The following is a 13864-nucleotide window of genomic DNA, read 5'->3' on the forward strand; positions in this document are numbered from 1 at the left end:
GGTGGTCGGACGGCGGGGAGCCCGAGGGGTCAGCGCCTCAGCGCTGCACCGCGTGGCGCAGCGTGATGGTCACCTTCTTCGTCGAGCTCTTCATCCGGACGGTGCCGGCGGCCTCGTCGACCACCGCGCCGCGGACGGAGACCTTCTTGACGTTGTCCTTGAGGCCGAGCAGCTCGATCGAGAAGGCGTCCGCCTTCTTGACCTTGCCCGAGAAGGTGATCGTCACCTTCGTCCCGGTGGACGTGGTCTTGTAGCCCACTCGACCCCCGCCGAGCGTCGGGTAGTTCTTCAGCGCGATCTTCTGGCCCTTGGCGATCCAGTCCTTCGGCGCACCGCGGCCGATGATCAAGGTGCCGTCGGACTTCTGGGCGATCAGGGAGTCGAAGAGCACCTTGGTCGCGGTCGCCTGGCCCCACATGTGCTGGTTGGAGCCACCACCGCCGGCGGCGTGCTCGATGTCCCAGGGCGAGGCGGCGTTCGGGTAGTCGACGCCCTCCCACCAGCCGAAGGGACCGCTCTGGGCGTGGTCGATCATGAACTCGTACGCCTTGATCCCCTTGTCGCGGTACTGCTCGCCGCGCAGGGCGGTGCTGCCGTAGCCGGCGTTGTAGGCGCTCGAGTAGTAGCCGTGCGGGTAGCCGCCGAAGTTGTCCTCGGAGTCCGACACGTCCTTGCGCCGCTCGAACCCGTGCGCGTACGTCTGGTCGATCCGGTCGAGCATGAGCCCCGACTGCTCGGCCCCGAAGAGGTAGCCGTCCCAGGCCCACTGCCCGAAGAGGAACATCGAGGCCCAGTTCGCGTCGCGCGGGTCCTTGCGCGGACCGGTCTCGTTCGGCTCGACCATGGAGATCGGGATGTAGTCCAGCCCGAACTTCGTGATCGTCTCCTGCAGCTGGGCGGTGACGACATGGAAGAGGTCGTCGTACTCGGCCTTCGCCCACGCGGCCTCGGTCCGGTCGCCCAGGCGCTCCGCGAGGTAGCGGTAGGTCGTCAGCCCGGCCAGCGCGGACCAGTCGTCGACGGTCCAGTAGCCCTCGCTGTCGATCGCGACCGTCTTCTTGATGATGCCCGTGCCGCCGTCGATCCGGTCGGTCTCGATCATGTGCGTCTGCTTGCTGATGTTGGCCCACTGCGACCGCACGAAGGCGGTGTCGTCCGTGCGCTGGAGGTAGAGGGCGAAGGGCCAGCTGAACTTCCACTTGGCGTCGTCGTACTGCAGCTGCGCCGGGAGCGTGGACAGGTAGTCCTTGGCGTAGGTGAAGTCACCGATCGTCAGCAGCGTCGAGACGATGCCGATGGTGTCGTGGTCGAAGAGCTCGTCGTAGCCGTTCTCGCCGACGTGCAGCTCCTTCTTGCCGTTGACGTCGTCGCGGATGATCAAGGTGTAGATGTAGCCCGCCTTGTACGCGTCCACCAGCCGCTGGTCGGGCAGCCGCGTGATGTCGGCGACCTTGTCGAGGCGCTTCTCCCAGTAGTCGCGCATGTGCCTGTAGTGCTTGTCGAAGCCGCCGCGGTCCTTCAGCCTGCTGTCCGAGGGCCAGTCGTACGTGCCGCCGAAGCGGTCGGCGCCGATGGCGTAGTCGCGGACGACCGTCCTGCCGGGCTTGACCGTCGTCTGCTTGGCCGCCTTGTTCAGCCCGACGAGCTGCTTCGACACCCGCGGGAGGGTCTGCGTCTCCTGGGTCGTGTTCTTCGTGGTCATCCGCGAGTAGGCGATCTCGTACCGGTGGCCGGAGACCGTGACCTCGTCGGCGAAGCTCGTGACGGTGTGCTTCAGCCCGCCCTTCGCGTACGTGCTGACGAAGGCCGGCAGGAAGCCCTCGGCGTTGTGCCAGTCGATCGTGCCCGGGACGTCGGGCACGCCGAAGGTCACCGTGAGGTTGTCGTGGTCGCGCAGCCGGTAGCTGCCGTCGACGTAGGCGATCGGGGCGTCGTGGTCGCCCTCCCAGCCGAACGATGACACCAGGCCGGGGTTCGACTGGTAGGAGTAGCGCTGCCCGGCGGCCGCGTGCTGCACGGCGTCCCAGGCGGTCTGCAGCCGCACGCGCTCGACCCTGAGGTCGAGGTCGGAGGGGTCCGTGGTCGCCAGCAGGGCCTTGGCCGCACCCAGCTCCCTGGCGACCTGGGCGAGCACCGCGTCGTCCACGGGCGGCAGGTCCGCGGCCTCGACCTGGTCGGCGAGGGCCTGGAGCGCCTGGCGCACGGTCGGGGTCGGCGCGAGGGCCGCACCACCGAGCGTGACGTTGCCGTCGCCGTTGCTGCGGGAGGTGAGCCGTGCGCTCACCGTCACGGCAGTGTCGGCGGGCACGTCGACCGTGAACAGCCGAGAGAGAGCGTTCCCGCCGGCGGCGAGCTCGGTGCTCGTCGCCGTCGGGCCGGTGGAGGAGCCGTACGTGACGGAGACCGTCGCGTTCGCCTGCCACACGCCGGCCACGAGCTGCAGGGTCCGCGGCACGCCTGCGGAGGCGGCGGTCAGGGACCAGCCCGCGGGGTGGCTGAGGTCGTCGCTGTCGGCGAGGAACACGCCGCCCGTCGTCGTGCCGGCCTGCTCACGCGTCGGCGTCCCGTCGCTCCAGAGGTACTTCACGGGGTTGTCGCCCTGCGGGCTGACCGCCCGGGTGCCCAGGCTCGCCAGGGTCAGCGCCGGGTCGACGCCGGCCTTGCGGTCGAGGGTCGCCCCGTCCAGGTGGAGCCAGTCGGTCGAGCCGAGCGCGCTGAGGTCCATCGTCGCGGGTGGTGCGGAGCTCGTCAGCGCGGCATGGCCGCCGACCGAGCCCTCGGCGTCGTTCACCGTGACCGCGGCGAGCGAGACGTTGCCGTCCGGGTTCCGCGTCTCCGTCAGCGTGCTCGTGACGACCAGGTTCACGTCGGCGGGCACCTGGACGGTCCAGCGCTGGACCTGGCTCGTCCCGTTCGCGCTGATGCTGCGCCGGACCTCTGCCTCTCCGCCGTCCGCGGTGCTGAACGTCACCGTGGCCGCCGCCTGCCAGACGCCGCCGATCAGGGTCACCGTCCGCGGACGGCTGCCGGAGCTCACCGACACCTGGTAGCCGGCCTCGCGGGTCGTCGGCCCGACCGTGCTGTGGTCGTACGAGTAGACGGCGCCGGTGGTGACGCCCTCGGCGCTCCGGGTCGGGGTGCCGCCCGTCCAGCTGTAGGCGTACGGGCTGTCGTCGAGCGTGCCGATGTCGCCGGCGTGGAGGGTGTCGAGGTTCCGGACCGCGATCACGGAGTCGGTGTCGCGCGCGCGGTCCTCGCCGTCCCCGGTGACGTGGACCCAGTCCACGGCGTTGCCGCCGGCCGTCAGGTCGAGGGGACCCGCCGAACCCGCGCCCGAGGGCAGCGTCTCGGCGTCGACGACGAAGACCGGCGCCGAGGTCGAGGGGGCCGGGGCGGCCGTGGCCGCGGTGGGGGCGAGCAGCGTGGCCGGGACGGCGAGGCCGGCGGTCACGACGACGGCCAGCAGGGCGCGCAGGGGGCGTCGCCTCATGGGCGTTCTCCTTCGAACGGGTGTCGAGCAGGGGGTCGGGCGGAGCAGAGGGTCGGGTCGGGCAGGTCAGGGAGTGGGTCGGACGACGAGCCGAGGGCGGATGAGGCGCTGCAGCGGCTGCTGCGCCCGGCCCTCGATCTGGGCGACGAGGGAGGACCAGATGAGCTCGGCGACCTGGTCGAGCGGCTGCGCGACCGACGTCAGGCCCGGGCGCACGACGCGCGCGAGCCGCGAGTCGTCGAAGCCGGTCACCGTGACGTCCTCGACCTGGCGTCCCGGCCGTCCCGCGAGGACCTGGACGGCCTCGAAGGCGAACGAGTCGTCGCGGCACACCAGGGCCGTCGGGCGACCGGCGTCGAGGAACGCCGGCAGCCGGTCCCGGAGCGCGTCCGGGTCGGCGACGGGCAGGACGAGCCGCGGGTCGTGGACCACGCCGTGGTCCCGCAGGCCGTCCACGAGCCCCGCCATCCGGTCGTCCTCCATGCCGCCGTCCGGGGGAGGTCCGACGTACGCGACGCGAGTGTGCCCGGCGGCGACGAGGTGCTCGGCCACGAGGCGCATCCCGTGCCTGCCGTCGACGTCCACCCAGGAGTGCGGCGCGGCCGGCTCGTGCCAGGGCCGGCCGAAGGCCACCACCGGGACGCCGTGCGCGGTCAGCCAGCCGGGACGCCGGTCGCCGACGTGGGTGGCCGGGATGACGACGCCGTCCACGGCCCGCCGGGCGGTCAGGTCCTCGAACGAGGCGATCTGCTCGGCGTCGTCCCGCCCCGCCACGTCGAGCACGAGGCGGTAGCCGTGCGCGTCGCCGACCCGGGCCAGCGCCCGGGCGAAGTCGTCGAGCATCGAGACGCGGTCGTGGCGCTCGACCCCGACGTGGAAGGAGACCAGCCGGCTCGAGCGGCGGGCGAGGGCCCGGCCCGCCTCGTCCGGGCGGTAGCCGACCGCGTTGATCGCCTGCAGCACGCGGGCCCGGGTCTCGGGCCGGACGCGGTCGGGCGCGTTCAGGACGTTGGAGACGGTCTGGTGCGAGACCCCGGCCGCCGCGGCGACGGAGTGCAGCGTGGCCCGGCGAGGGACGTCGCGTGCGGCTGCGCCGACCATCGCTCGACCTCCTCGTCGTCCGTCGACCCACCCCCTCGACGGGGCACGCTGCGGCTGGTCGGACAGTACGAATTTGAGCGTTCAAATGCAAGGGTCGGCGGGGGACCGGTTCGGCGTGGCCGAGGTGCGGAGGTTCAGGCGGCGCGGCGCGGTGCCCGCCCGCGGGAGCGCAGGACGAGCAGCGCCACGATCGTGAGCAGGACGATCACCCAGAGGTTGACCTCGTCCCAGACCCAGCTCCCGTCGGCCGGCCGCAGGGCCCCGGCGACGGCCGCGACGAGGACGCCCAGCAGGATCCCGACGACCAGCCCGAGGACGCCGGCCAGCAGCCTGGCGCGCCGGCCGCGGCGTCGTGCCAGCCCGGCGCCCGTGAGCGCGAACGTGACGGCGAGGGCCAGGGCGCCCGCGTAGAAGAACCCGTTGACCCACGGGTCGTCGAAGGGGTCGCGGCCCGCCGCGATGGTCGAGGCCTTGAGGGCGAAGAGCACGGCCGTCAGCACGGCGGCGACGAGGGCGCGCCCGAGCAGGCGCCGGTCGAGCAGCACGGCCATGGGGCCTCCCGGAGAGGGTTGCGACGAGCCTAGGGCTGCGGGGCCCGGCTGTCTGCACCTGCTGGCCCGGGTTCCGGCCCCAGCCGGTCAGTCCCAGCCCTCCTGCGGTGTGCGGCAGGAGTCCCGGAACACGTACTGCGACGGCAGCCGACGCTCGTGGCTCGACCAGTCGATGGCCGGGCGCTGCGTCGTCTCGGGCAGGTAGCCCAGGCGGTAGACCGCCATCAGCTCGAGGTCGTCCGGCACCGCGAACAGCCGCGCGAGCCGGTCCCACTGGCCCTCGACCTCCATCGGGAACGAGACGAACTGGATGCCCATGCCCAGCTCCACGGTGGTGAGCCAAACGTTCTCCATGGCCGCGCCCATGCTGAAGACCGAGTAGAAGCCGGACAGCTCGCCCGGGCGGTACTCGCCGCGGTCGAGCAGGACGGCGAGCAGCATCGGCGAACCGGCGACGAGCTTCCGGTTCTCGGCGCCGAGGGTCTGCGGGACGCGCAGCCGGTTCATCATCTGCTGCCCGCGTGGCGTGAAGACCTGCCTGGTGAACGGGCGCAGCAGCGCGGGCAGCTTGTCGAAGAGCATTCCGCTGCGCTTCTCCGCCATCTCCTCGGCGGAGAAGCGGAAGTACGGCTTGTAGCGCTCGAAGAACGTGCCGTTCGACATCGCCGTCGTCATGCTGTCGCCGCTGATGTCGGCGACCTGCTCGATCACGGCGGGATCGTCGACGACGACGAAGCGCCACGGCTGGCTGTTCAGCTGTGACGGTGCCCGGCCCGCGACCTCCATCAGCAGCCGCTGGTGCTCCTCGCTGACCGGGTCGGCGCGGAACGGCCCGTTCGTGGTCTTGCGGCGGCGTACGACGTCAAGAAACTCCATGCTGCTCCTGGATGGCTCGTACGAGGCTGGTCACGAAGAACGGTGCCGCACCGAGCGCGACCAGCGGGTGGCGGCGCGACCGTGCGCTGACCTGGGAGACGGCGGTCAGCGGCAGCGCGGCGGGCAGCAGCCGCCAGCCCGCACGGCTGTCGCTCCACAGCAGCGAGCTGGCCGCGGCGCCGGCGAGCACGCTCGTGCTGACGTAGAGGGCGTGGTGCACCCAGCGGAACCGCCGGGTGTCGACCACCCGGGCGGCGACGGCGGAGCCGAGCGCGACGTTCGCGGTGTAGCTGGCCGTGGCGGCGGCGAAGAGCGTGACCGGCCGCGGCGCCCTCACGCGGCGGCCCCGGGCACGTGCTCCAGCAGCAGCCGGAACGGGGGCGCCGCCCGGACCGTCCAACCGGGCCGCACGCCGGCCAGCTCGTCCGGGCGGTAGCTGCGCCGCAGCGACAGGAGCCCGTCGGCGTGGAGGAAGGAGGACCGGGCGAGCGGCCGCGTCGCCACCGCGTACGCGGCGTAGGCCACCGCGGAGCGGCGCAGGTCGTTGTGCAGCGCGAGACCGGTCGCGAGCCGCTCGCTGTCCGCCAGCACGCGCTGCAGGTCGGCGGGGTCGAGGTGGTGCAGCAGGTGGTTGGACACGACCACGTCGAACCGCCGGCCCTCCGCCACGAGGTCGGTGCTGGAGGCCCGGCGGTAGGTGACCGGCCCGGGCGGCAGCCGGCGGACGTGGGCGACGGCGCGCTCGTCCGGGTCGATCGCGGTGACGACGAGGTCCAGGCCGTCGGCCCGGGCCCACCGCGCCAGCCGGCGCGGGACGTCGCCGCCGCCGAAGCCGACGTCGAGCAGCGTGGGGTGCGAGGACGCGGCGAGCACGGGTCGCAGGGCGTCGACGTAGAGCCGGCGCCAGCCCGCCACGAGCCGGTTGACCACGCGGAACTGGCCGTACGTGCGGTCGAGCAGCGCCGCGTCGCAGCCGGGGTCGTCCATCAGCTCGAGCGCGTCGGTCTCCCGGCGGGCGAAGGAGGTGCGGGTCGCCCCGCTCACGCGGCCGGCCGCCGGGTCAGCAGCGCGCTCTCGACGGTCAGCCCCGGCCCGAACGCGAGCGCCGCGATCCGCTCGGGCCCGGTGGCCGGCTGCCGCAGGAGGTCGGCCAGGACGAACAGGACGGTCGGGCTGGACATGTTCCCGTAGCGCCGCAGCACGTCACGTGACGGCGCGAGGTCCTCGTCGGCCAGCCCGAGCGCGGTCTGGACGTGGTCGAGGACGCTGCGCCCGCCCGGGTGCACGGCCCAGCGGTCCACCTCGTCCGGGCGAACCAGACCGAGCAGCGACGGCACGGCGGCGGGCAGCGACGAGCCGAGGATCCGGGGGACGTGCCGGCTGAGGACCATGTCGAAGCCCTGGTCGCCGATGGTCCAGGCCATGTCCTCCTCCCCGTCGTCGCTGAGCGTGGTGCCGAGGGCGTCGAGCGTGACGACGGGGGCGCCGGGAGCCGGCGCCCGGCCGGTGACGACGACCGCGGCTGCGCCGTCGGCAAACAGCGACGAGGACAGCACGGTGTCGACGTCGTCGGCGACGTGCAGGTGCAGCGAGCAGAGCTCGGCGCAGACGACCAGCACGACCGCCTCCGGGTCGACGCGGCAGACGGCGTCGGCGAGCCGGAGCGCGGGGAAGGCGCCGTAGCACCCCATGAACCCGAGGTGGAAGCGCTGGGTCGTCACCGGCAGGCCGAGCTGGCGGACCAGCAGGTAGTCGGGGCCGGGCGCGAAGAAGCCGGTGCAGGACACGGTGACGACGTGGGTGACGTCGTCGGGGACGAGGTCGCTGCCGCTGAGCGCCTCCTTGGCGGCGGCCAGGAACAGCCCGGGCGCCTCCCGCGCGTACGCGGCGTTGCGGACGCCGGTCGACGGGGTCAGGACGGTCGATGTACGGGTGTCGTAGTGCACCGGTCCGCCCGGTCCGGTCGCACCACCGAGCTCGCCGAGGACCGTGTGCCGGGTGTCGATCGCGGAGGCGTCGAAGACGGCCCGCAGCCGCCGGGCGCCGAGCCGGCTGAGCCCGGGCTGCTCGGCCAGGACGTCGCGGAACGCGGCCTGCTCCAGCACCGTGACCGGCACGGCGGTGCCCACCGAGCGCAGGTGCACCGCACCGCCCGTCGCAGGGCGGGACGCGTCGACGGTCGCCGGATCAGCCACGGAACCTTCGTACCCGGCTCTGCCAAAGCGCACGCACGCGCCCCCCGCCGGGCGTCCGGCTCAGGCGGGGCGTTCCTCCTCGCCGACGGTGGGAACCACCTTGGGCCGTCCGCGTCGGTGGCTCCAGACGTCCCGCACGATCACCTGGATGATCCCCGCGACCGGGATGGCCAGCAGCGCGCCGAGGATGCCGGCCAGCTCGACGCCGACGAGGATGGCGACGAGCACGACCAGCGGGTTGAGCTTCACCGTCCGCGACAGGATCACCGGCTGCAGGACGTGGTTCTCGAGCTGCTGGTAGAGCACGAAGAAGATCGCGACGACGATCAGCGCGGGGATCGAGTGCACCGCGGCGGCGACGAGGGCCACGACCGCCCCCACCGTGGCGCCGACCAGCGGGATCAGGTCGACGAGGCCGACGAACAGGGCGATCAGGCCGGCGAAGGGCACGCCCATCACCTTGAGCGTGACGTAGGTCAGGGCGCCGCAGATGATGCTGATCAGCAGGTTCCCGGAGATGTAGCCCGTGATCGACTTGGCGCAGTCGGCCGAGACGCTGCGCACCCGCTCGCGCGTCTCGTCGTCGTCGACGAGGTTGAGCACGCCCGACACCACCTTCGGGCCCTCGAGCACCATCAGCAGGGCGAGCACGAACACGGTGACGACCCCGGCGAGGCCGGTGGCGAGTCCGGTCAGCACGCTGCTGGCCGAGCCCGTCAGGCCGGAGGCGTAGCCCGCGATCTGCTCCTGGTGGCCCTGGATCCAGGCGAGCGCGTGGGTGCGCTCGAGCAGCCGGCCGACGGTGCCCTGGCCGGAGCGCGCGTCGGTGATGAGCTGGGGCAGCTGGGTGGCGAAGGACGCCCCCTCGGTCGCGAGCGGCACCGCGAAGGCGGCGAGCAGGCCGGCCAGCAGGAGCACCAGGACGAAGAAGACGAGGATCGTCGCCACGGTCCGGTGCCCACGGGCGACCTTGCGCTCGACCCAGGCGGTGACCGGGTAGAGCGCGACGGTGAAGAAGACGGCGACGACGATCCAGACCAGGACGTGCTGGATCTGGTAGAGCAGCAGGAGGGCGAGCGCGGTGACGAGGACGAGACCGATCGTGGCCAGGATCGTCCGGACGGGGACCTGACCCGTCTTGGGGTTCATGGGCGTGGCAGACACACCGGAGGGCCTACCCAGGGCCATGATGTTTTACGCCGTAAACAGCGCCTCACCTGCGGGTTTGCCGCGGCGCCGCCGGGGGAAAGTTCTGGTTGCACCTCGGCGCACCCCGTGAGCCGCAGGTCCACGACCTCGAACCGACTGGAGCACCCATGAGCAGCTCGACCAACCTCCCCCGTACGCCCGACGAACCCGCACGTCCCGACGGAGCGGGCACCGGCACCGGGGCAGCCGGCCGCGACACCTCGTACGGGGGCGCGGGTTCCGCGGACCGCGTCACCGGTGAGCGCGGCGCCAGCGGCACCGGCGCCGACCGCGGCACGACCGCCGACCGCACCGGGGCGGTGCAGCAGCCGACCGGGCGCGAGCTGGAGCGCCAGCAGAAGGACCGCTTCGGCGGGATGAAGTTCGGCGCGTGCTTCTTCGGCTGGCTCACCGCGACCGGCACCGCGGTGCTGCTGACGGGTCTGCTGACCGCGGTCGGGCTCGGCGTCGGCACCCAGCAGGACCTCACGGCCGCGCAGGCCTCGGGCAGCGCGGGCACGCTCGGCGTCGTGAGCGCGATCGTCCTGCTCGTGGTCATCCTGGTCGCCTACTACTGCGGCGGCTACGTCGCGGGGCGGATGGCCCGCTTCAACGGCGTCAAGCAGGGCGTCGGCGTCTGGCTGTGGACGATCATCGCGGCCGTGGTCGTCACCGTCCTCGGGCTGATCGCCGGGGACCGGTTCAACGTGCTGAGCCGGCTGAACAGCCTGCCCGCCGTCCCGGTGAGCAGCGACGCCCTGACGACGGGCGCGATCATCAGCGTCGTCGTGATCATCGTCGCCGCGCTGGTCGGCGCGGTCCTGGGCGGCCTCGCCGGCATGCGCTACCACCGCCGGATCGACCGCGCCACGTTCACCGACTGAGGCCGGGCGGCGCCTCTGGGATGATCGGCGGCGATGAGCACCCCGCTGCACGACCCCGGCTGGCGCGGCTTCGCCAGCGACAACTACGCCGGCGTCCACCCGGAGGTCCTCGACGCGCTCGCCACGGCGAACGGCGGGCACCAGGTCGCGTACGGCGAGGACGCGTACACCGCGCGCCTGCAGGAGGTCGTCCGCGGCCAGCTCGGTGAGCGGGCGGAGGTCTTCCCGGTGTTCAACGGGACCGGGGCGAACGTGATCGGGCTGACCAGCGTGCTGCCGCGCTGGGGCGCCGTCGTGGCCACAGGCAGCGCCCACATCCACACGGACGAGGCGGGCGCCCCCGAACGGGTGACCGGGCTCAAGCTGCTCACCGTGCCGACGCCGGACGGCAAGCTCACGCCCGAGCTCGTGGAGCGGGAGGCGTGGGGCTGGGGCGACGAGCACCGCGCCCAGCCCCTCGCGGTGAGCATCACCCAGAGCACCGAGCTCGGCACGATCTACACGCCCGACGAGATCCGCGCGGTCGCCGACCTCGCCCACGGCCACGGCATGGCCGTGCACCTGGACGGGGCCCGGATCTGGAACGCGGCCGCCGCGCTGGACCTGCCCTTCGCGGCCTTCACCACGGACGTCGGGGTCGACGTGCTGACGTTCGGCGGGACGAAGAACGGGCTGCTCGGCGTCGAGGCGGTCGTCGTGCTCGAGCCGTCACGGGCGACCGGGCTCGTCTACCTCCGCAAGCTCACCATGCAGCTGACGTCGAAGATGCGCTTCGCCTCGGCCCAGCTCCTCACGCTCTTCGAGGACGACCTCGGGCGCCGCAGCGCCACCCACGCGAACGCGATGGCCCGGCGCCTGCGCGACGCGCTCGAGGCCGGCGTGGCCGACGGCTCGCTGCCCGGGCTGGCGTTCACGCAGCCGACGCAGGCGAACGCGGTGTTCGCGAGCCTGCCGCCCGACGCCGCCGACCGGATCCGCGCACGCGTCCGCTTCTACGACTGGGACCGTACGCAGTCCGAGGTCCGCTGGATGTGCGCCTGGGACACCACCGAGGCCGACGTCGACCACTTCGTCGCCGTCATCGCCGAGGAGCTCAACCGGACCGCGTGAGTTCCGGAGACGCCCCCTGAGCCGCACGAACGCCCCCTGAGCTTGTCGAAGGGCCTCGAAGAGGTCGGCGTCTTCCGGCAGGTGAAGAGATGTCGACCCGTTCCGGGCCCTTCGACAGGCTCAGGGGACGTAGGTCGGCCCACCCAGGCACACCTTCTGCGCGTAGGCACACCCTGCACGGTGTGCTTCCGTCAGAAAGGTGTGCCTCCGCTCCCTCGCACGGGACCACGCAGTTGTACTCGCGAGAACGCCCCCTCAGCCTGTCGAAGGGCCTCGCAGAGGTCGGCGTCCTCCGGCAGGTGAAGAGATTTCGACCCGTCCCGGGCCCTTCGACGGGCTCAGGGGACGTACGCCGGCCCGGCACGACGCGTCGCCCTGCTCGGCCCGCGAGTCGGCACACCGAGCTCACCGAGGCACACCGTGTGCGCGTAGGCACACCCTGCAGGGTGTGCCTTCGCAAAAAAGGTGTGCCTGCGTGAGGACGGTGTGCGTCGCGGGTCAGTGGCGCAACGAACCCGCGCGCTCATGGGCGTCGGCCACGGCCTGCTGGAGGGACGCGGCGTCGTACGCGCCGTAGTGGCGGCGTCCGTTGACGAAGAAGGTCGGGGTGCCGGAGACGCCGCTGCGGTCGGCGGAGTCGATGTCGCTGGCGATCCGGTCGGCGTGCACGTGGTGGTCGAGGTCGTCGGCGAAGCGCTCGACGTCGAGGTCGAGGTCGGCGGCGTAGCCGAGCAGGTCGGCCCGGGTCAGGTGGCCCTGGTGGGTGAGCAGCAGGTCGTGCAGCGGCCAGAAGGCGTCCTGCCGACCGGCGGCCTCGGACGCCTCGGCGGCGAGCTGCGCGTGCGGGTGGACGTCGGTCAGCGGCAGGTGGCGCCAGACGAACAGCAGGTCGTCGTCGTTCTCGAGCTCGGCGCGGGCCGCGGGTTCGGCGAGGCCGCAGTGCGGGCACTCGAAGTCGCCGTACTCGTAGAGGATCACGCTCGCGTCGCGCCGGCCGCGGTAGTGGTCGCGGGAGTCGTCGAACGGCTCGGCCAGGTCGAGCAGCGTCTGCGAGCTGCCGAGGAGGGCGCGGGCGCGCCGGTCGGGCGCGAGGAACCGCGACGCGTGGAACACGACGAGCGTCACCGCGAGCGAGAGGACGGTCGTCGCGAGGATGCCGAGCTTGGCCTCGGCCAGCTCCGGGCCGTCGAAGGCGAGGCTGGCGATGAGGAGCGAGACGGTGAAGGCGACGCCGGCGACGGTGCCGCTGCCCGCGACGGCGAGCCAGCCGACGGGGGGCTTGATCCGGCCACGGCTGAAGCGCGTCACGGCCCAGCTCGCGAGCAGCACGCCCGCGGGCTTGCCGACGACGTAGCCGAGGACGATCCCGAGAGTGATCGGGGAGGTGACGGCGCGGGCCAGGAGGTCTCCGTCGAGGGTGAAGCCGGCGTTCGCCAGGCCGAAGAGGGGGACGATCACGTACGTCGTCCCCGGCACGTAGAACCGCTGCAGCCGGGCGTTCGGCGAGAGCGTCGCGATGACCCCGACGCTCGCGGTGCGGGCGAGCTCGGGCGTCGGCTCCTCGCGGAACGTCCGGAACAGCGCCGTCGCGCCCTCCAGCCGCTCCCGGGTCGGCGTGTACGCCGAGGCCGCGAGCCCGATGGCGAGACCGGCGACGACCGGGTCGACGCCGCTCTCCAGCAGCGCGAGCCAGAGCACGACGCCCATCACCGCGTACACGGCCGGGCCCTCGACCCGCAGGCGCAGGGCCAGCAGGAACAGCCCGAACACGACCAGCGCGACGACGATCGCCGTGACGTCGAGCGGCTCGCTGTAGAAGATCGCGATGACGACCAGGGCGACGAGGTCGTCGACGACGAAGACCGTGAGCAGGAACAGCCGGACGCGGTCCGGCACGACCCGGCCGACGACCGAGAGCAGGCCGAGGGAGAGCGCGGTGTCGGTCGACATGGCCGCGCCCCAGCCGGCCGCGCTCGGCTCGCCGGCGTTCACGGCCAGGTAGAGCAGCACCGGGACCAGCATCGCCACCAGCCCGGCGACCAGGGGGAGCAGGAACCGCTTGCGGTCGCGGAGCTCGCCGAGGTCGAGCTCCCGCCGGGCCTCGAGCCCGACGACGAGGAAGAACAGCGTCATGAGCGCCTTGTTGACCCACTCCTGCAGGTCCATCGCGATCTCGTTCGACCCGAGGCGGACGGAGAGCTCGGTGGTCCACAGCGCGGTGTACGAGGCGGGCGCGACGTTGGCCCACAGCAGCGCCACGAGGATCGCGGCCACGAGCACGCCGGCGCTGCCCGACTCGCTGAGCAGCAGGGCCCGCAGGCTGCTCTGCCCCCGGCGCAGCCACGGCGTCTGGGCGGTGTCGTCCTCCGCGGGGGCCGTCTCGTCGGGCGCGGCGGGGACGGCCTGGTCAGCGCTCACGAGGCGAAGTGTGGTCGGGTTGCGTGGCCGGTCGCAAGGCCGCGTCCGCCG

11 protein-coding genes are annotated in these 13864 nt (G+C 72.8%); 2 read left to right on the forward strand and 9 right to left on the reverse strand.

Translation table 11 applies throughout. The features are described 5' to 3' along the window. Window positions 1-37: 37 nt before the first annotated feature. The 8 genes from ABD665_RS01505 to ABD665_RS01540 all read right to left on the reverse strand — a co-directional run bounded on the left by ABD665_RS01505 (window position 38) and on the right by ABD665_RS01540 (window position 9377). Window positions 38-3490, reverse strand: a complete 3453-nt coding sequence (locus ABD665_RS01505) for a sugar-binding protein (protein ID WP_204912563.1) — start codon at window positions 3488-3490, stop codon at window positions 38-40. A gap of 66 nt (window positions 3491-3556) precedes the next feature. Then, window positions 3557-4591 carry a substrate-binding domain-containing protein gene (locus ABD665_RS01510; protein WP_204912562.1) on the reverse strand — a complete coding sequence of 345 codons (1035 nt, stop codon included), beginning with the start codon at window positions 4589-4591 and terminating at the stop codon, window positions 3557-3559. Window positions 4592-4725: 134 nt separating this feature from the next. After that, a complete protein-coding gene (locus ABD665_RS01515) occupies window positions 4726-5142 on the reverse strand; it encodes a hypothetical protein (RefSeq protein WP_204912561.1) in 417 nt (138 codons plus the stop codon). An 87-nt stretch (window positions 5143-5229) separates the two neighbouring features. Further along, the gene (locus ABD665_RS01520) at window positions 5230-6018 is read right to left on the reverse strand and encodes a nitroreductase family protein (RefSeq protein WP_204912560.1); all 789 of its coding nucleotides are present in this window, start codon (window positions 6016-6018) and stop codon (window positions 5230-5232) included. Continuing rightward, window positions 6005-6355, reverse strand: coding sequence for a hypothetical protein (locus tag ABD665_RS01525; protein ID WP_204912559.1), 351 nt, complete (start codon window positions 6353-6355; stop codon window positions 6005-6007). Before ABD665_RS01525 ends, ABD665_RS01520 begins: the two co-directional genes overlap by 14 nt. Next, on the reverse strand, window positions 6352-7062 hold the full coding sequence (locus ABD665_RS01530; RefSeq protein ID WP_204912558.1) for a methyltransferase domain-containing protein: 711 nt from the start codon (window positions 7060-7062) through the stop codon (window positions 6352-6354). The genes ABD665_RS01525 and ABD665_RS01530 overlap by 4 nt, the downstream gene beginning before the upstream one ends. Further along, window positions 7059-8213, reverse strand: a complete 1155-nt coding sequence (locus tag ABD665_RS01535) for a 3-oxoacyl-[acyl-carrier-protein] synthase III C-terminal domain-containing protein (RefSeq protein WP_204912557.1) — start codon at window positions 8211-8213, stop codon at window positions 7059-7061. The genes ABD665_RS01530 and ABD665_RS01535 overlap by 4 nt, the downstream gene beginning before the upstream one ends. Window positions 8214-8273: 60 nt before the next feature. Next, complete coding sequence (locus ABD665_RS01540; protein WP_204912556.1) at window positions 8274-9377, reverse strand: AI-2E family transporter; 1104 nt, start codon at window positions 9375-9377, stop codon at window positions 8274-8276. 152 nt (window positions 9378-9529) lie between these two features. Here ABD665_RS01540 and ABD665_RS01545 point away from each other — a divergent pair, with 152 nt between their 5' ends. Continuing rightward, window positions 9530-10285, forward strand: coding sequence for a hypothetical protein (locus ABD665_RS01545; RefSeq protein WP_204912555.1), 756 nt, complete (start codon window positions 9530-9532; stop codon window positions 10283-10285). A 33-nt stretch (window positions 10286-10318) separates the two neighbouring features. After that, window positions 10319-11395 (forward strand): beta-eliminating lyase-related protein, encoded by a 1077-nt coding sequence (locus ABD665_RS01550; protein ID WP_204912554.1) that lies wholly within the window; start codon window positions 10319-10321, stop codon window positions 11393-11395. Window positions 11396-11893: 498 nt separating this feature from the next. Here the strand turns inward: ABD665_RS01550 and nhaA are convergent, their stop codons facing one another. After that, window positions 11894-13813, reverse strand: a complete 1920-nt coding sequence (nhaA, locus tag ABD665_RS01555; RefSeq protein ID WP_204912553.1) for a Na+/H+ antiporter NhaA — start codon at window positions 13811-13813, stop codon at window positions 11894-11896. Window positions 13814-13864: the final 51 nt, after the last annotated feature.

It is taken from the genome of Microlunatus spumicola, assembly GCF_039536445.1.
Lineage (GTDB): Bacteria > Actinomycetota > Actinomycetes > Propionibacteriales > Propionibacteriaceae > Microlunatus > Microlunatus spumicola.